The 18,840-nt window shown below is 62.0% G+C and carries 15 protein-coding genes and 1 tRNA gene; all 16 read left to right on the top strand.

Annotated features, from left to right (window positions below):
• Window positions 1-149 precede the first annotated feature (149 nt).
• Complete coding sequence (locus tag PLZ73_03825) at window positions 150-857, top strand: hypothetical protein (protein HOO76995.1); 708 nt, start codon at window positions 150-152, stop codon at window positions 855-857.
• Between the two features lie 17 nt (window positions 858-874).
• Window positions 875-3,826, top strand: a complete 2,952-nt coding sequence (gene dnaE, locus PLZ73_03820) for a DNA polymerase III subunit alpha (GenBank protein HOO76994.1) — start codon at window positions 875-877, stop codon at window positions 3,824-3,826.
• Window positions 3,827-4,024: 198 nt separating this feature from the next.
• A tRNA-Val gene (locus tag PLZ73_03815) sits at window positions 4,025-4,099 on the top strand.
• A gap of 141 nt (window positions 4,100-4,240) precedes the next feature.
• A complete protein-coding gene (thrS, locus tag PLZ73_03810) occupies window positions 4,241-5,965 on the top strand; it encodes a threonine--tRNA ligase (protein HOO76993.1) in 1,725 nt (574 codons plus the stop codon).
• A 26-nt stretch (window positions 5,966-5,991) separates the two neighbouring features.
• Window positions 5,992-6,594: a translation initiation factor IF-3 gene (gene infC / locus PLZ73_03805; protein HOO76992.1), complete on the top strand. Its 603-nt coding sequence runs from the start codon at window positions 5,992-5,994 to the stop codon at window positions 6,592-6,594.
• On the top strand, window positions 6,542-6,739 hold the full coding sequence (rpmI, locus tag PLZ73_03800; GenBank protein ID HOO76991.1) for a 50S ribosomal protein L35: 198 nt from the start codon (window positions 6,542-6,544) through the stop codon (window positions 6,737-6,739). Before infC ends, rpmI begins: the two co-directional genes overlap by 53 nt.
• A 15-nt stretch (window positions 6,740-6,754) precedes the next feature.
• Window positions 6,755-7,114: a 50S ribosomal protein L20 gene (gene rplT, locus PLZ73_03795; protein HOO76990.1), complete on the top strand. Its 360-nt coding sequence runs from the start codon at window positions 6,755-6,757 to the stop codon at window positions 7,112-7,114.
• A gap of 48 nt (window positions 7,115-7,162) precedes the next feature.
• Complete coding sequence (gene pheS, locus PLZ73_03790; GenBank protein HOO76989.1) at window positions 7,163-8,182, top strand: phenylalanine--tRNA ligase subunit alpha; 1,020 nt, start codon at window positions 7,163-7,165, stop codon at window positions 8,180-8,182.
• A gap of 7 nt (window positions 8,183-8,189) precedes the next feature.
• On the top strand, window positions 8,190-10,592 hold the full coding sequence (pheT, locus tag PLZ73_03785; protein ID HOO76988.1) for a phenylalanine--tRNA ligase subunit beta: 2,403 nt from the start codon (window positions 8,190-8,192) through the stop codon (window positions 10,590-10,592).
• A 277-nt stretch (window positions 10,593-10,869) separates the two neighbouring features.
• Window positions 10,870-12,186, top strand: coding sequence for a replication-associated recombination protein A (locus PLZ73_03780; GenBank protein ID HOO76987.1), 1,317 nt, complete (start codon window positions 10,870-10,872; stop codon window positions 12,184-12,186).
• Complete coding sequence (locus tag PLZ73_03775) at window positions 12,176-12,799, top strand: 5-formyltetrahydrofolate cyclo-ligase (protein HOO76986.1); 624 nt, start codon at window positions 12,176-12,178, stop codon at window positions 12,797-12,799. Before PLZ73_03780 ends, PLZ73_03775 begins: the two co-directional genes overlap by 11 nt.
• Window positions 12,796-14,355, top strand: a complete 1,560-nt coding sequence (rny, locus tag PLZ73_03770) for a ribonuclease Y (GenBank protein HOO76985.1) — start codon at window positions 12,796-12,798, stop codon at window positions 14,353-14,355. The genes PLZ73_03775 and rny overlap by 4 nt, the downstream gene beginning before the upstream one ends.
• Before the next feature lie 61 nt (window positions 14,356-14,416).
• Window positions 14,417-15,229, top strand: coding sequence for a TIGR00282 family metallophosphoesterase (locus tag PLZ73_03765; protein HOO76984.1), 813 nt, complete (start codon window positions 14,417-14,419; stop codon window positions 15,227-15,229).
• Window positions 15,226-16,620 (top strand): exodeoxyribonuclease VII large subunit, encoded by a 1,395-nt coding sequence (gene xseA / locus PLZ73_03760; GenBank protein HOO76983.1) that lies wholly within the window; start codon window positions 15,226-15,228, stop codon window positions 16,618-16,620. Before PLZ73_03765 ends, xseA begins: the two co-directional genes overlap by 4 nt.
• 91 nt (window positions 16,621-16,711) lie before the next feature.
• Window positions 16,712-16,960: an exodeoxyribonuclease VII small subunit gene (locus tag PLZ73_03755; GenBank protein HOO76982.1), complete on the top strand. Its 249-nt coding sequence runs from the start codon at window positions 16,712-16,714 to the stop codon at window positions 16,958-16,960.
• Entirely contained in the window at window positions 16,957-18,831 is a 1,875-nt protein-coding gene (gene dxs / locus PLZ73_03750; protein ID HOO76981.1) for a 1-deoxy-D-xylulose-5-phosphate synthase, read from the top strand. The genes PLZ73_03755 and dxs overlap by 4 nt, the downstream gene beginning before the upstream one ends.
• Window positions 18,832-18,840: the final 9 nt, after the last annotated feature.

Below are 18,840 nucleotides of genomic sequence, written 5' to 3'. Positions count from 1 at the left end.
GGGGAAGCATTGGGAAAGGACCATGAAGGACATGAAGATCATGAAGGGGGACGGAGGAGGGGTATGCTATGCCCTATACTCTCTGCTTCTCTCCCCCGAGCCCTCGGGGAAAGCATAGCGGCGGCGAAAAACGAACGAGAGGCCACGGCATGGAATACGGTGGAACAGCGTCGACGAGGCGTCGTTGCGTTCGGACGGTAGCGTTCGTCGGAGTTCCGGAGGCCGAAAAAGACTGGGCGGTACTCCTCCGGCTCGCCGGGATCCTCGAGCGTTACACGCCCCTGGTGGAATATTGCGCCGGGGGGAGATTTTATCTGGATTTTACCGGCCAGGAGCGTCTCTGGAGCCACCCCCTGGAGGCGGTCGACCATCTTCGGGCGTGTTTGCGCCGCCAGGGGTTTCGCCCGGAGATCGGGGTGGGGGAGAACAAGTTCCTGGCTCGGGCGGCCGGGCGGTTGGCGGGAACCGGCGGTTGCTTCTGGATTCTCTCCCAGGGTCGGCAGGAAGCGCTTTCCGGCTTGCCGGTCGAATACTGGCCGGAGTTGGACGGCCGGATGGTGCGGCAGCTTCGGGCGTTGGGGATAGCGCGGGTGGGGGACCTGAACCTGGTCGCTCCCTTCTGGATACGCTCGGTCTGGGGGAAGCATGGGGACATGATGATGGAACAGGCTCGCGGCCGCGACCTCCGACCCGTGGTTCGTCGACTGCCGCTGCCGGTTGGAGAACAGTCGGCAGCGACCGGGAGCCTTTTTCCCCCGGGAAGCAGGGGAGAAAAACTGGCGGTCCTCGGTCCGATCCTGGACGGGTTGCGGAGAAGGTACGGAAAACGGGCGGCGCGGCTCTGGAGGCGGAAGTAAGGCGGAGGCGGCGGGCAATGTTTGTGCCGTTGCACTGCTACAGTCACTACAGTTTCTTAAGGGGAACGGCGTCTCCGGCGGTTCTGGCGCGGACCGCCTCCCGCCTGGGATATCCGGCGTTGGCCCTGACCGATCGCGACGGCGTGTACGGCGCGGTGGAATTCGACCGGGCGTGCCGCGAGACCGGTATCCGGCCGTTGCTGGGAGTCGAGTTGACGTCTCCTGCCGGCAACCTCGTTTTATTGGCCCGGAACCGGGAGGGGTGGAGCGAACTGTGCCGGCTGACGACGGCTCGCCGGCTGGACCCCGGTTTTTCCCCGGCCCGGGTATTTGAAACCGGGCGCCGGGGAAACCTGTTCATCCTGGTCGATAACCCGGCGCTTCTTCCCCCCTCTGCCCGGGCAATCCCGGGGCTACGGCTCGCCTGGAATCCGGTACGCGCACGGCAGCGGGGAAAGGGGGAACCGGTCGCGGTAGCGATGCCGCGGGTGGCGTTTCCTGACCCCGCCGCCGCCGCCGTGGCCGGATTCCTTTCCCTGATCCGGACCCGGAAGGAGAAGACGCCTACCCGCCGTCCGGACGGAGGGTGTCTGCCGCGCCGGGGAGAGTTGGAACGGGCCGGGTTCGCCCGGGCGGCGCTGGCGGAGTCGGGGCGCCTCGCCGCCGCCTGCGATTTCAGGTTCGACGGATCTCCGCCGCGGTTGTACCCGGAGGGAGACGTCGGCGTACTCCGCGCCGCCTGCCGGGATGCCTTCTCCCGAACGATGGGAGGCTCGGAACCGGGCCGGGTCCGCCTGGAGCGGGAGTTGGGGGTAATCGAGCGGATGGGGTTTGCCGGCTACTTCCTCCTGGCCCGGGAAATCGTCGTTTTCGCCGCGGAACGGGCAATCCCCTGGGTGGGCCGGGGAAGCGCCGCCAACAGCCTGGTCTGTTACCTGTTGGGGATCACCGCCGTCAACCCCCTCGAACACGGGCTCTATTTCGAGCGTTTTTTGAACGAACATCGCCCGGACCCCCCCGACATAGATATCGATTTCCCCACCCACCGGCGTCGTGAAGTGATCGAATTCATCCGTCGCCGTTATGGAAGAGAGCGGACGGCGCTGATTTCCACGACGTCGCGGTTCCGCGGTCGGGGCGCTTTCCGTGAAGCCGCGCGGGTTCTGGGGTGGAGGGAGGAGAAGATCCGGGAGATTTCCCGGAAACTGCCCTATTTCTTCAGCAACCGGGAGCCGGAGCGGTTGCGCCGGGAGATTCCCGAATGCCGCGATCTCCCCTGGGCGGATTCCGGGTTCTGCCGGATATTGACGCTCGCCGCCGCCCTGGAGGGGATACCCAGGAATATTTCCGTCCACCCCGGCGGGGTGGTCGTTTCTCCCCGCCCGCTGACCGATATGGTGGCATTGGAACGCGCCTCCGGCGGTCTGGTGGTGACCCAGCCGGACATGTATTCGATTCGCGATCTGGGGCTGGTCAAGGTCGACATCCTGGGGCAGCGCGCCTTGGCGGTGGTGGAGGACACGATCCGCCTGGAAGCGGCCCGCGGCACCACCCTGGATTGGGGAACCGTCAAACCACGGGAGGACGAGGCGACCGGGCGCCTGATAGCGACCGGTCGAACGCTGGGTTGTTTCTACATAGAGTCCCCGGTCATGCGCTTGCTGCTGCGGCGGTTGGGCTGCCGCGATTTCGAAACCCTGGTGGCGGCCAGTTCCATCATCCGTCCGGGAGTCAACAGTTCCGGCCTGGCCGATCGCTACATCGCCCGCAGCCGGGGGGAGGAGCCGGTCCCCCGCCTTCACCCGCTTCTTGCGCCCATCCTTGCCGAAACCAAGGGAGTGATGATCTACCAGGAACAGGTGATGAGAGTGGTGAGCGCGGCGGCGGGAATGAGTATGGGGGATGCCGACCTGTTCCGGAGGGCCATGAACGGGAAGGAGAACATGGGGGTCCTGGAAAAACGTTTCCGGTCCGGTTGCCGGACCACCGGTTTCCCGGAGAGAGAGATCGACGCTCTTTGGGGTCAGATCCGCAGTTTCGCGGCCTATTCGTTCTGCAAGGCCCACAGCGCCGCCTTTTCCGTCCTCTCCTTCCAAACCGCATGGCTGAAGGCTCACTACCCGGCATCGTTCCTGGCCGCGGTTATTTCGAGACGGGGGGGATTTTATCCTTCCTCGGAGTACATCGAAGAAGCGCGCCGTTTGGGGTTGGAGGTTCTGTCTCCCGATGTCAACCACAGCGAAGGCGTCTCCATATCCGAGGGCGCCGGAATTCGTTTGGGGTTGATGGAGGTGTCCGGCCTCGGTCCGGAGGCGATCCGCCGGATAGTGGTTGCGCGCCCGCGGGGCGGATTCTCGTCGTGGGAAGATTTCATCGGACGGGTCAGACCGGGAGTAGCCGAAACCCGGAGGTTGCTGTCCGCCGGCGCCTTGGACGGCCTCGGTGTCGGAAGGGCGGAACTGGGGTGGAAGTACGCCGCGTATTCCGGAACGGCCGGTTCGCGTCGTTACTCTCCCGAAGATCGGCCCCCCGTTTTCCCCGGCGGTCCTCCCGGTTTCCCTTCCCCCGGGTCGCCGGTCGCCCGGGCGCCCGACCGCATCCCGCTTCCCGGCGGGGACGTCCGCCTGGTCGCGCGGGTGGCGGCCAGGCGCCGGGTGTCGTCCGCCGGCGACCGGATGATGCTGTTCGTCACTCTCGATTCGGAACGGGAATTGGTGGAGGGGGTTATGTTCCCCGATGTTTACGCCCGTTGCGGGCACCTGGTCGTGCCCGGCGCCCGCCGGGTTTTCCGGGGCCGGTTCGAAACCCGAGCCGGAGCCGCGCTCCTGGTCGTTTCCGGTGTGTACCCGTCCCGGGAAGAGCAAAAGGGAGTTTCGCGCCCCTCCCCGGAGTATTTTTTACTGCCCCCGAAGCGGCGTCTGAGCGACAATCGACAGGGTTGTTTCTACCGGGAAGACCGGGGAGAATGAGATGAGCGCACTTGTCTGGATCGCGGTGCTGGTGTTGATCGGAGCCGTTCTCGCCGCCGTACGGTCAGGGTTCGAACGCGAAAATTGATCGATTCCGGTTCATTGTCGGCCGTCCGCGCCACCCTCGGCGCCTCCTTGGCGCCGGTTAAATTTTTATTGCATCCCGGGGGTGGAGGCATATATACATACCTAGCTTCGGGGCGATTAGCTCAGTCTGGTTAGAGCGCTACGTTGACATCGTAGAGGTCACTGGTTCGAGTCCAGTATCGCCCAAGGGTTTCACGCCCTTTCAGGACGGTTCGACATCCGAGGGACTGGAGAGACAACAACTGCGGGAGCGAAGCCGGAACCCGGGGCGATCGCGAGATGGGAATTCTCCCGATCGGCGGTGGGTTTTCGGCTTTTTTAACGGTCATGAGCTCGAAACAGGATTATCTGGATGCCTATCGCCATAGCAGCGCGCACGTTATGGCGCAGGCGGTGAAAAGGCTTTATCCGCAGGCAAAGCTGGGGATCGGACCCAGCATCGAGGACGGCTTCTACTACGACTTCGATCTCGACGATACCATCAATCCCGAGTCTCTGGAACGGATTGAAGACGAGATGAAAAAAATCGCCGCCGAGAACCACCCTTTCGAGCGGGAAAGCGTCGGGTGGGAGGAGGCGCGGCGGATTTTCACCGACGCCGGGGAGGTCTACAAGCTGGAACTTCTCGATAACCTCCGGGGCGAAGATATCACCATCTATCGTGACGGCGAGTTTTTCGACCTTTGCCGGGGGCCCCACGTGGGCTCGACCGGCGAGATCAAGGCCTTCAAGCTGCTGAGCGTGGCGGGGGCTTACTGGAAAGGGGACGAGCAACGCCCTATGCTCCAGAGGATTTACGGGACTTCCTTTCCCGCGGAAGAAGAACTCGCCGAATACCTGCATAATCTGGAAGAGGCTCGCGAGCGCGACCACCGCCGGGTGGGAAAGGAGATGGACCTCTTCAGCTTTCACGAGGAGGCTCCGGGGATGGTCTTTTTTCACCCCCGGGGCGTGGCTCTCTATGAAGCTCTCCTGAGTTTCTGGCGCTCGCTGCACCGCTCCCGCGGTTACCGCGAGATCATGACCCCGCTGATCCTCAAAGACGAGTTATGGCACCGCAGCGGTCATTGGGATCACTATCAGGACCATATGTATTTCTGTCCGGTCGGAGACGAAAACTACGCGGTCAAACCCATGAATTGTCCCGGGGGGATACTGTTCTACAAGGAAAACCAGCACTCCTATCGGGAATTCCCCTTGCGGATCGCCGAATTGGGAAGAGTTCATCGCCGGGAGTTGACCGGCGTACTCCACGGACTGTTCCGGGTTCAAAGCTTTATCATCGATGACGCTCATATCTACTGCCTTCCAGAGCAGATCAGGGACGAAATCCGGGCGACCGTCGACCTCATTCTCGAGCTGTATCGCGCGGTCGGATTCGAAGAGTATCAGATCGAAGTATCGACCCGTCCCGAATCTTCGATCGGCAGCGATAAGGATTGGGATCTCGCCACCCGCAGCCTGACCGAAGCTCTGGAATCGATGTCCATCGATTACGAGGTTCGGGAAGGGGAGGGGGCTTTTTACGGCCCCAAGATCGATTTTCACATCCGGGACTGCCTCAAACGCAGCTACCAGTGCGGAACCATCCAGCTCGATTTTTCCATGCCGGAACGCTTTGATCTGGAGTATATTGGCCCGGACGGCAAGAAACACCGCCCGGTTATGATTCACCGGGCGGCGTTCGGTTCCATAGAACGTTTTCTCGGGATCCTGCTCGAGCATTACGGAGGAGCGCTGCCCTGCTGGCTGGCGCCGGTGCAGGCGGTGGTGATCCCGGTCTCGCGCAAATGCCGGGAATATGCCCGGGAAGTCCTGAGCCGTCTGGAGGGTGAAGGTATCCGGGCGGAGCTGGACGACCGGAACGAGAAACTCGGATGGAAAATACGCGCCGCCCGGGAAATTCGGGCTCCCTATATGCTGATCGTGGGGGCGCGCGAAGCCGAAACGGGAGAAGTGTCGGTCAGAAAACGGAACGAAGGCGAATTGGGTAGTTTCGCTCTGGATGAAGTCCCGGATTTGATTACCCAGGCTATTCGCGAAAAATCGTAACAACCGGAAAAACCGGAGGTGCCATCATTCCCAAATCGGTCTTTGTAAACGAGGAGATCCGCGCCAGCGAGGTCCGGACGATTGCCGAAGACGGCGCCCAGGTGGGAATCATTCCCCTGGAGGACGCGCTGAACTTGGCCAAGGAGCAGCACCGTGATTTGGTTTGCGTTGCTCCTCAATCGACTCCGCCGGTATGCCGGATCATGGACTACGGGAAGTTCAAATACGAGATCAGCAAACGCGAGCGGGACGCCAAGAAGAAGCAGCATACCGACCGCATGAAGGAGATCAAGATCCGTCCCCGGATCGACGACAACGACTACGGGGTCAAGCTGCGCAAGGCCGTGGGGTTCCTGCAGAAAGGGTTCAAGCTCCGGCTGACCCTGATGTTCCGGGGTAGGGAGATGGCCCACCAGGAGCTGGGCTATCAGACCCTGGCTCGGCTGATCGAAGATCTGAAAGAACATGGCACTTTGGAAACCGATTACAGGAAGATGGGGCGCCGGGTGACATGTCTGATCAACCCCAGCCCGGCGGGGAAGACAAGCAAGAAAGCCAAGAAAGAGGGGGTGGAAGATGCCCAAGCTGAAAACCAACAAGGGAGTGCAGAAGCGCTTCAAAGTGACTAAATCGGGTAAGGTCAAGAACCGTCGCAGCGGCAAGAGCCATCTTTTGACCGGTAAATCCCGGAAGCGCAAACGGCGGCTCCGCAGCGCCGAGATTCTTTCCGCGCCGGAGACCAAGAAAGTTTTGAAACAGCTTCCTTACGCTTAAAGAAGAGGGATCACCATGCCAAGAGCAACCAACGCGCCCGCGAGAAAAAGACGCAAGCAGCGGCTTTTCGACCAGGCCAAAGGGTATCGGGGGGGCAGGAGCAAGCTCTACCGCAGCGCCCGGGAAACGGTGATGCGGGCTTGGGCTTATTCGTACCGGGACCGCAAACAGCGCAAGCGGGATTTCCGCCGCCTCTGGATCACCAGGATCCGCGCCGCCGCGAATGCCGAGGGCATGTCGTACTCGGCGTTCATCGACGGCCTCAACAAGACGAATATCCGGCTCGATCGACGGATTTTAGCCGACTTGGCGGTCCGTCACCCGCAGGTATTTTCCCGCCTGATCGCGGAAGTGAAAGAGTCCGTCTCCGCCTGATACTTTCGGCCTTCCGGGTCCCGGCCGGGCCGGGCCCGGCTCCGGAACATGAAAGACGAACTCGAACAGATTTGCGCTCAAGCTCTCGATGACTTGAGCCGGGTGGAGGATGAGGCCGCCCTGGAAGAGTTTCAGATCCAGTATCTGGGGCGGAAGGGGCGGATCACTTCCTGCATGAAGTCGGTGGGCAAGCTCCCTCCCGAGCAACGTCCGGAGATGGGGGCCTTGGCCAACCGGATCAAGGGCACCCTGGCATCCGAATGCGAACAATGCCGGCTACGACTGGCCGAAGCCGGTTTTCGCGAACGGGTGCGCCGGGACAGGGTCGATGTCACCCTCCCGGGTCATCGTTACCCCCGGGGACACATTCATCCCCTCACTCGGACGGCCCGGGAGATGATTTCGATCTTCGAGGGGATGGGCTTCGTTCTGGAAACGGGGCCGGAAGTGGAGACCGAGTGGTATAATTTCGACGCGCTCAATATCCCCTCCGACCATCCCGCCCGCGATATGCAGGATACGCTGTATCTCGACCGCGGTTTTCTCCTCAGGACCCATACCTCCCCGGTCCAGATCCGCACCATGGAGAGGGGAAAACCCCCGCTGCGGATGATCTGCGCGGGACGGACCTTCCGCGCCGATTCCGTCGATGCCTCCCATTCTCCCATGTTTCACCAGCTCGAGGGCCTGATGGTCGATACCGATATCTCCTTCGCCCACCTCAAAGCGGTCCTGAGCGAGTTCGTGCGCCGGTTTTTCGGTCCCGATACCAAGCTCAGATTCAGGCCCAGTTTCTTCCCCTTTACCGAGCCCTCGGCCGACGGAGATATCTCTTGTATAGTTTGCGGGGGCCGGGGATGTTCGCTCTGTTCGCGCAAGGGCTGGCTTGAGATCCTGGGGGCCGGCATGGTCGATCCCCATGTCTTCAGGGCCGTGGGGTACGACCCCGATTTATGGCGGGGTTTCGCCTTCGGGTTGGGGATAGACCGTTGCGCCATGCTCCGGTACGGCATCGACGACATCCGCTTGTTCTACGAAAACGACCTCAGATTTCTGGATCAATTCTAAAGGACTGATGAAAGCCACGATTCACTGGATTCGGGAATTCACCTCCGTGGACGTCGATCCGCGTTCCCTGGCGGAAGAAATCACTTTGCAGGCCGCCGAAGTCGAAAATGTGGAGCGCCTCGAGGTGCCGGCGGGCGTGGTGGTGGGCCGGGTCCGCGGTTGCGAACGCGATCCGAAGTTGAAAAAGATAACCTGGTGCGCCGTCGACGTCGGCGCAAAAGAGCCCCTGGAGATCGCTTGCGGGGCCGGAAACGTTCGCGAGGGGATCGACGTGCCCGTGGCTTTGCCGGGGACAGTGCTTCCGGACGGGATGGAAGTGGGAACCCGCCCCTTCCGGGGACGTGTTTCCAGCGGTATGATCTGCTCCGAGCGGGAATTGGGCCTGGGCGATGACCATGAAGGGATCTGGGAGCTTTCCGGCGCGGCGGCGCCGGGAACTCCGTTCGAGACCTACCTGAAACTTCCGGATTGGGTTCTCGATGTTGATGTTACCCCGAACCGCCCCGATCTTTTCGGGGTCTTGGGTCTGGCTCGGGAAGTGGGGGCTCGGCACGGTTCTCCGGTGAACGATGGGTTCGCGCCTCCCGAATGCGCCGGGCCCGCTACGGAAGAACTGACCGATGTCCTGGTCGAAGACGAGGAGTTATGTCCCCGGTATTGCGCGCGCCTGATCAAAGGAGTAAAAATTTCGCCTTCCCCGGATTGGTTGAGAAAGCGCCTGGAAGCATGCGGCATCCGTGCCATCAACAATGTCGTCGATGCCACCAACTACGTCATGCTGGCGGTCGGGCAACCCCTGCATGCGTTTGATTTCGCGCTTTTACGGGGGGGGCGCATCGTCGTGCGCCGCGGCCGCCCCGGAGAAACGATCGTATCCATCGACGGAAGCGAGCGGCAGGTGGACGCGGATATGCTGGTGATCGCCGACGCCGAAAGACCGGTAGCGCTGGCCGGGATCATGGGCGGAAAGGACAGCGAGGTTTCCGAGAAGACAGTCGATCTGTTTCTGGAGAGCGCATATTTCGAATCCCGCCAGATTCGCCGCACTTCGCGCCGGGTGGGGCTCGCCACCGAATCATCGCGGCGTTTCGAGAGGATCGTCGACCCCAACCTGGCCCCCCGCGCCCTGGAGCGCTTGACCGGTCTGATCCTGGAAACGGCGGGGGGCCAAGCCAGTTCGGGCATGATCGACACTCATCCGGAGGGTTTTCCCCGGCGGGAGGTGAGGATCGATCCGGCCCGCGCCGCCGCTTTTCTGGGGGTTCCCCTCGGCCCGGAAGATATAGCGGGGTTCTTATCGTCGATCGGGTTGGAAAAGCGCGGCGCGGATCAAGCCGGGATCGTTTTCTCGATCCCGACCTGGCGTCCCGATCTGGAGCGGGAAGCGGATCTTTTCGAAGAAGTGGCCCGCCTCTACGGCTACAACCGGGTCCCTGAGATTCTACCCTGCTGCCCCCTCGGCAACGCCATCCCCTCCCGCAAGGAGGGAATCCTTTCCCGAATTCGGGAATTCTTCTGCGGCCGGGGGCTGGATGAAGTCATTACCTACAGCTTTCTCGGCGCGCGGAACCTGGAAAATCTGGGGCTCCCTCCCGGGCACCCCTTGCGGGAGGCACCCGCGATCCTCAATCCGGTCAACAAAGAGCAGAACCTTTTGCGCACGACCTTGATACCCGGGCTCTTGGAGGTGACGGGATTGAACCAACGAAGGAAAGCGGCGGATATCCGCTGTTTCGAGACCGGCGCCGTCTTTCAGGAAGCGAAGGACGGGGGCAAACCCCTGGAAAAGTGCCGCCTGGCCGCGGTCCTGGCCCCTGGAAAAGCTCTCTCCCACTGGTCCGGCGACTCGAGCCGTCCCGACTTTTTTTCGATCAAGGGTCTGGTGGAAGACCTCTGCGCCCATCTGAAGATAGCCGCGGCCCGTTACCTTCCGGTCGAGGACCCGATCTTCCAGCCCGGTCAAGCCGCGGCTCTGTGGCTCGGCGACTTTCCGGCGGGCGTCGTGGGGGCGGTTTCCGATCCGGTGGTTGCGGCCTCCGGCCTGGAAGGCCCCGTCTTCCTGGCCGAACTCGACCTGGATCGGCTCTTGGGCGCCGCGCATACGGAGAGAAAATACAGCCGTTTACCCGAATATCCCGCCGTGGAAAGAGATATAGCTTTGCTCGTGGACCGGGAACTTCCCTACGGGAAGGTTGCGGAGATTCTGGACAAGCTCCGTCCCCCGGCCCTGGAATCGTATACGCTTTTTGATATCTACACGGGGGACCAGGTCCCTGCCGATAAGAAAAGCCTGGCCATTCACTTGATCTATCGCTCCCCGGATGGTACACTTGACGACAAAATGGTTTCGAGTCTCCACGACCCTCTTATAACGGAGCTGCTCGGGGAGACTCGCGGCAGATTGCGGTGATGGAACCGAGTGCCCGGAATACCGGGTCGTTGAACATAGATTTGGCTGGTGCGGGTTGATAGCGCGGCCAGGACATGATGAATGCGCAACAGGCTGTCGATGCCTGTCAGTTTTCCGGTTTAAATTCTGGAGAATGAAAAAGGTGGGGAAAACTCTTTCCGGCAGTGTGCCCTGATTATGCCGGTACGGCCCGCTTGAAGCGGGTTACGGGAGGATTCCCGTCCGTCTTGTCTACGCCGCCGCCCCGCTGCAGCCGAGCAACGGGTAAGGTGGCATTATGGACTTTTTCGCCTCCCCCGAGGGAGAAGAGGAGGCCGCCCGGCCGCTGGCGGACCGGCTGCGCCCCTCGTCCCTGGACGACTTCGTCGGACAGGACCATATCCTCGGCCCCGGCAAATTGCTGCGGCGGTTGATCGAGGCCGATTGCCTGGAAGCGGCGATTTTCTACGGACCTCCCGGCTCGGGCAAGACCAGCCTCATGAAATATATCGCCGGGGCCACCGCGTACCACCCCGTCACTCTCAGCGCGGTCGATTCCAATGTCCGGCAGGTGAAAGAAGTCATCGTCCTGGCCCGCCACCGCCTCAGTAATTCGGGTCAGCGCACGCTTTTTTTCATCGACGAATTCCATCGTTTCAACCGAGCCCAGCAGGAGGTGCTGTTGCCTCATGTGGAAGAAGGGGCGATCGGTTTCGTCGGTCTGACCACGTATAACCCGTTTTTCGCGCTGGCCCCGGCCTTGCTCTCGCGCACCCATCTGTTCGAATTCAAGAAGCTCCCATGCGAATCCATTCTCCTGATTCTGGAACGGGCATTGACCGACCGGAAACGCGGTCTCGGTTCCGAATCCCTGGCCGTGGCCCCGGAGGCGCTTGAGTACCTCGCCGCCCATTGCGAAGGCGACGGGCGCCGGGCGTTGCGGGCGCTGGAAGTGGCTTTTCTCACCACTCCCCGACGTCCCGGCGACCCGTTGGCGATCACTCCCGAGGTCATGATGGAGGCGCTGCAGAAAAAAACGGCGCCCTACGACCGGGACGGGGACGATCATTACGACACCATATCGGCGCTGATCAAGAGTATCCGCGGCAGCGACCCGGACGCGGCGGTTTATTGGCTTGCCCGCATGCTCGAAGCCGGGGACGAACCCAGGTTTATCGCCCGGCGCCTGGTAATCGCCGCCTCCGAGGACATCGGCAACGCCGATCCCGCCGCCTTGACCATCGCCGTCGGCGCCGCTCAGGCGGTCGAGACGGTCGGGATGCCCGAAGCCCGGATCAATCTGGCCCAGGCGGTCACCTATCTCGCTTCCGCGCCCAAAAGCAACGCTTCGTACCAGGCCCTGGAAGAAGCCGCGCAGGACGTCAGATCGGGGAATGTTCAGGAAGTCCCCGCTCACCTCAGGGATTCCCATTATGCGGGCGCGGCCCGACTCGATCGGGGCCAAGGATACCTTTATCCGCACGACCACCCCGGCGGTTGGGTCTCCCAAGACTACACCACGGTCAAAAAAAAGTATTACCGGCCCGCCGGCAGGGGCTACGAAGGCGTCATCCTGAAACGGCTGGAAGACCGGGGGAAAAAACATGAAAGCTGAACTCCGCCGCGACCTGCTTGCGCGCCGTTGCTCTCTTTCCCCGGAGGAGAACGCGGTAAAAAGCAAGCGGATCGCTTCCAAGCTCCTGGGCCTCCCCGAATTCGGGACAAGCCGCACCGTCTTCATCTATTCGGCGACGGGCTCCGAGGTTAAAACCGAGTCTGTCATGCTCACCGCCCTGAAACTCGGCAAACGAGTGGCGGTTCCCGCGATCGATCTTTCCGGGCGGCTTCTGCGGCCGGTTTTGATTTCGGATCCGGCCCGGGAATTGGACGACCGTTGCCGGGGGTGCCCCCAGCCTCCGCCCGGCAGCTGCGTCGAAGTGCCGGCGGAGGAAGTGGACCTGGCGGTGGTCCCGGGCGTCGGGTTCGACGGCCGCGGGGCGCGGCTCGGCCGCGGTGGCGGCTATTATGACGAATTCCTCGGGCACTGGCCGCGGATATTCCGCGTGGCCCTGGCTTTTCAGTGCCAGATCGTGGACCGGCTTCCCGTCTCCGGCCACGATCAGCCGATCGACGTACTCATTACCGAAAACCGGGTCGTCAGGATTCGTCCTCCCCGGTTACCCATGGTTTATCAGGAAGAACCACTCACTACGGAGAAGGGATCATGAACGGCATCGCATTGGTGATTTCCGGCGCCGCTCTGGCGGCCGGTGTTTTGCTCGGTTTGCTGGTCGCGGCTCTCTGGAACAAGAAAAAAGTAGATTCTGCCGCCCGGGAAGCCGAGCGCATCCTGTCGGAAGCGGATACCGAGGCCCGGGCCATGAAAAAAGAAGCTTCGATTCAAGCCCGGGAAGAGATGTTCAAAGCCCGCACCGCTTTCGAGAAAGAGAGCCGGGAACGCACCCGGGAATTGAAGAAGCTGGAACAGAGGATCAACAGCCGGGAAGAAAACCTGGAAAGGAAGGTCGCGCTCATCGACCAGAAGGAGGAGGGGATCAAATCCCGGGAAAAGGCGCTGGGAGAGCGGGAAGAGGAACTCAAGACCAAGGAGAACGATCTTCGGGACATTATCGAGAAACAGAGGATCCGGTTGCAGCGCATCTCGGGTTTGAGTCAGGAAGAAGCCAAGACCCTTTTGCTCTCTTCTTTGAAAGAAGAGGCGGAGCGGGACGCCGCCCTGATGATCAGGCAGATCGAGAACGAGGCCCGGGACAAGGCCGAAAAGGAAGCCCGCAAGATCATCTCCATCGCCATCCAGCGTTATGCGGCCGACCACGTTTCGGAAGCGGTGGTTTCCACCGTCGCGCTTCCTTCCGACGATATGAAGGGGCGCATCATCGGAAGGGAGGGTAGGAATATCAGGGCGTTTCAGACCGCAACCGGCGTCGATGTGGTGGTCGACGATACTCCGGAGGTAGTGGTCCTTTCCGCTTTCGACCCCGTTCGCCGCGAAATCGCCCGGGTCGCCCTGGAACGGTTGGTGGCCGACGGGAGGATACACCCCCCCCGGGTGGAGGAATTGGTCAAAAAAGCCCGGGAAGAAGTGGAAACCGCGATCAAGGAAGCCGGAGAACAGACGGCGTTCGACGTCGGGGTTCACGGCCTGAAACCGGAATTAATCAAGTTGCTGGGCCGGCTGAAGTACCGGACCAGTTACGGGCAGAACGTTCTCGACCATAGCCGGGAAGTGGCTTACCTGATGGGGATCATGGCGGCCGAATTGGGCTTGGACGTTCAAACCGCGAAAAAAGTCGGTTTGCTTCATGACATCGGGAAGGCCGTCGACCATGAAATCGAAGGCCCGCACGCGGAGATCGGCGCCAACCTGGCCAAGAAATACGGCCTCCCCGACTTGGTGGTGCACGCCATAGCTTCGCACCACGGCGAGGTCGAACCGGAGACGGTGTTCGACGTGCTGGCCCAGGCCGGCGACGCCCTCAGCGCCGCCCGTCCCGGTGCTCGGACCGAATCGATGGAAGCCTATATCAAGCGGCTTCAAAAATTGGAACGGTTGGCTGTTTCCTTTCATGGGGTCCGGAAATCTTACGCGATTCAGGCAGGCCGGGAAGTCCGGGTGATGGTGGAACCGGACAAGGTCGATGACCGCGAGATTTTGCAGCTGGCCCGGAATGTGAGCAAGAAGATCGAGGAAGAACTCGATTATCCCGGCCAGGTGCGGGTCACGGTGATCCGGGAGACAAGGGCGGTGGAATACGCCCGTTGACGGTACAAGCGGTTCCGGCCCGCGGAAAGAGGATTGTGGCCGCGGCACCAACCGTCTCGACATGATGGCCGAGGAGAAAACAGTCAGGGTTCTGGTTGTCGGCGACGTGGTCGGCGGCCCCGGCCGCGCGGCCTTTGCGGAGCTTTACCCGCGAATCCGGGAGGAGCGGGGGGTGGAATTCTGCATCGTCAACGCCGAAAACGCCGCCGGCGGCTCCGGACTGACGGTCGACACCGCCGAGGAGCTGCTGCGCGCGGGAGCCGACGTACTCACCTCGGGGGACCATATCTGGCGCCGGGAAGAAGCCGTGGAGCTTCTGAACGGCAACCCCAAGGTACTGCGCCCGCTCAATTTTCCTCCGGGGGCGCCCGGCCGGGGCAGCCGGGTCTCCCCGTTGCCCGGCGGGGGAGAAATCGCCGTGGTTTCACTGCTGGGGAGGGTTTTTATGGCCCCGATGGATTGTCCCTTCCGCCATTTGGAGGGGGAAGTGAACGTGCTTTCCCGGCGTACCCGGCTGATCGTGGTCGATTTTCATGCCGAAGCCACCAGCGAGAAAGCCGCCCTGGCCCGGCACTTCGACGGCCGGGTTTCCGCGGTGGTGGGCACGCATACTCACGTGCCCACCGCCGACGCCCGGATTCTGGCGGGGAAAACGGCGTTTATTTCGGATATCGGCATGTGCGGGAGCCTGGATTCGATTTTGGGCCGCGAACCCAGGGCGGTCATAACCGCTTTTCTCACGGGGCGCCCCGTGCGTTTCCCGGTAGCGGCGGCAGATCCGGGGCTTCAGGGGGTGCTTCTGGAATTGGATCGGGAAAGCGGGCATGCGCTCGATATCTCCGCCGTCAACTACGGAGGGAACGAAATTCGGTGAGGGTTTCTTCCTTTTCGAGTCAGGCCGTCGCGAACTCCCGGCCGTTGACCGTGAGCGAGGTGACCGCCTCGGTCAAACGTCTGTTGGAATCGAGTTTCGCCATGCTTTCCGTGGAGGGAGAAATCTCCAACTTCAGACTGCCGGCCTCGGGCCACGCTTATTTTACGATTAAGGATGAAAGGGCCCAATTGGCCGCGGTTATGTTCAGGAGCGCTCTGGCGCTTTTAAGATTTGTTCCCGAAGACGGGCTCAAGGTCGTCGTTCAGGGCCGTCTGACCGTCTATGGCCCCAGGGGGCAATATCAGATACAGGCCGTGAAGATGAGTCCCCGAGGCGGCGGAGAACTCCAGTTGGCGCTGGAACAGTTGAAGCGCAGATTGGAGAAAGAAGGACTTTTCCGCGAAGATCATAAACGCCCATTGCCCCCTTTCCCCTCCGCAGTGGGGGTGATCACGTCGCCGACCGGGGCCGCCATTAAAGATATCCTCCAGGTGCTGGGAAGGAGGTTCAGGGGGTTGCGGGTGGTGATCAATCCGGTGCGGGTTCAGGGGGAAGGGGCGGCGGAAGATATTGCCCGCGCCATCGAGGAGTTCAATCTGCGGGGGGGGGTGGACGTCCTGATCGTCGGCCGCGGCGGCGGCAGCATCGAGGATCTGTGGGCCTTCAACGAAGAAAGGGTGGCCCGGGCGATCTTTCGATCCGCCATTCCGGTCGTTTCGGCGGTCGGTCATGAAATCGATTGGACCGTCGCCGATTTCGTGGCCGATGTCCGGGCGCCCACCCCGTCGGCAGCCGCCGAACTGATTACCCGCGAGCCCGGGCTCTTGGCCGGCCGGATCGCCGAATCGCTGAACCGGCTCGACCGTGCCCTGGCGCATTCCCTCGGCCGTTCCCGTTCCGCGGTCGCCGCCGTTTTAGGTGGTTGGGCAATGCGCCGTCCCTCCCGGCTGGCGGCCGAGGGGGCGCAGCGAACCGACGATTTGGCCGCGCGGCTGGAGCGGGTTACGGGGAATCTATTGAGCGGGCGCCGTTGGAAATTGGAAGCCGTTTCCCGAGCAGCCGTTTTTCGAGATCCATCCCGCTTGCTTGCGTTCCGTCGCCGAAGGGCGGCGGAGTCCGCGCAGCGGCTCGATCGGGTAACGGACCTGGCCGTCGGCTCGCGACGTTCCCGCCTGGGGGACGTGTATCTACGCCTGGAAGCATTGAGCCCCCTGGCCGTGCTCGGCCGGGGGTATGCCGTCGTCTTCGCCGCCGATGGGACCGTCGTACGAACGGCGGGGACCTTGAGCCCCGGAGAGGAGGTCAGAACCCGGGTGGGCGCGGGAGAATTCGTTTCCGTCGTTACCGGAGTTTCGGGAAACGAGCTCGATTCGGAAACGGCGGGAACGTAGCGGTTCCTCCTTCCCCCGGTTCGGGTTTTTATGGTCGGAATCGAAGCCGATCGCGGATAAGATGGTGGCCGCAAGGGGAGATTCGAGAACAATGGAAAAGTTCAAGTTCGATGAAGGGTTGGCTCGGTTGGAAGCGATCGTGGGACGGTTGGAAAACGAGGAAATTTCGCTCGAAGAAGCGATGAAGCTTTACGAGAAAGGCGTCGAACTCGCCGGTTTATGTATGAAAAAACTCGCCTCCGCCGAGCAGAAAATCGAAATCCTACGCCGCGCCGCCGACGGCATCCTGAAACCGGAGGAGTTTAAACTCCAAGATACGGAGGGGGAAGAAGACCGGTGAAGAAGCTGTTGCCGGAGATCCGCGAACCCGCCGATCTTAAGAAACTCTCCCGCCGCGACTTGGAGACGCTGGCCGCGGAAGTCCGGGAAAGAATCATCAGGGTAGTCTCCGAGAACGGGGGACATCTGGCCGCCAGCCTGGGCGTAGTCGAGCTTACCCTCGCTCTGTATCGCGTCTTCGATCTGCCTCGGGACAAGGTTATCTGGGACGTCGGGCACCAGGCTTACGCGCATAAACTTTTAACGGGAAGGGAGCGGGAGTTCGATTCCATTCGTACGTTGGGAGGCATCAGCGGATTTCCCAAGATTAAAGAGAGTCCGTACGATTCTTTCGGAGTGGGGCACGCCAGCACCTCGCTTTCCGCCGCCCTGGGTTTGGCGGCCGCCCGGGATCAAAGCGGCGGTCGGGAGAAGATCATAGCCGTCATCGGCGACGGCGCCCTGACCGGCGGTTTGGCCCTGGAAGCGCTCAATCAGGGCGGCGCCGCCGCCCGCAACACCCTGGTGGTGCTGAACGCCAACGAAATGGCGATCGCCCCCAGCGTGGGGGCTCTCTCCGAATATCTGAATCAGCTGATCACCGCTCCGACCTACAACCGCTTGAAACACGAAATGGAAGAAGTCATGCGACGGATTCCCGGCGTCGGCTCCCGGGTGGTCAACGCTTCGCACCGGCTGGAAGAGGCCTTAAAAGGGCTCATCACCCCCGGGCAGATATTCGAAGAGTTCGGCTACCGTTATGTCGGCCCCGTCAACGGCCATGATCTAACTACCTTGGTCGAAATACTGGAGAAAGTGCGCGGTTTGTCCGATCCCGTGCTTTTGCACGTAGTGACCAGAAAAGGCAAGGGGTATCCGCCCGCCGAGAAAAATCCGGAGTGGTTCCACGGGTTGGGAGCCTTCGATATCGCCACCGGCCGCTCGCGGAAAAGTTCGGACCTTCTTTCCTATTCCGATGTCTTCGGGCAGACCCTGATCCGCTTGGGTGCGACCGAACCCAAGCTGGTTGCGGTCAGCGCCGCCATGCCCCTCGGGACCGGACTCTGCGACTTCGGCCGCCGCTTCCCTTCCCGTTTTTACGATGTGGGCATCGCCGAGGGCCATGCCGTCACCTTTGCGGCCGGAATGGCCGCGGGCGGCTTGAAGCCGGTAGTGGCCCTGTATTCGACGTTTCTGCAGAGGGCGTATGACCAGGTGGTTCACGACGTCTGCCTCCAGGAACTTCCGGTGGTGTTCGCCATCGATCGCGCCGGCCTGGTCGGCGCCGACGGTCCGACTCATCACGGTGTTTTCGATATCTCCTACCTTCGCCATATCCCGGGGCTGACCATCATGCAGCCCCGGGACGGGAAGGAATTGTGCTCCATGCTCGCCACCGCCTTAGCGCTCGGTCGTCCGGCCGTAGTCCGGTACCCGCGCGGCGCCAGCGAACTGACCGCGGTTCCGGAGCGCCCCGTTCCCCTCCCCGACACCCGCGCCGAGATAGTCAAGGAAGGGACGAACGGTTGGTTCTGGGCCCTGGGGGGCGAGATGATCGGGGTAGCCCTGGCGGCGGCCGAAATTCTGGGGAAAAAGGGGCTGGATTTCGGAGTAGTAAACCCCCGTTTCATAAAACCGCTGGATCGGGAGCTCCTGCTTCGCCAGGTCTCGGCGGAACAGCGCATCGTTACGTTGGAAGAGCATGTGCTGGCCGGAGGTTTCGGGGCCGCGGTGATGGAGGAACTGGAAGATGCCGGCCGGAGCACGGATTCCGTGATCCGGATAGGGATCGCGGACCGGTTTATCGAACACGGTCCCGTTCCCCTGCTCCGGGAGTTGTGCGGGCTGACCCCGGAAGCCGTAGCCGAGAAAGTATCCGCGCGCCTGCCCTGAAAAACGGGG

The organism is bacterium (assembly GCA_035380285.1).
In the GTDB taxonomy this organism is placed as follows: domain Bacteria; phylum Auribacterota; class Erginobacteria; order Erginobacterales; family DAOSXE01; genus DAOSXE01.
The sequence above is the reverse complement of the archived record's forward strand: the minus strand, read 5'-3'. Positions and strand labels throughout refer to the sequence as shown.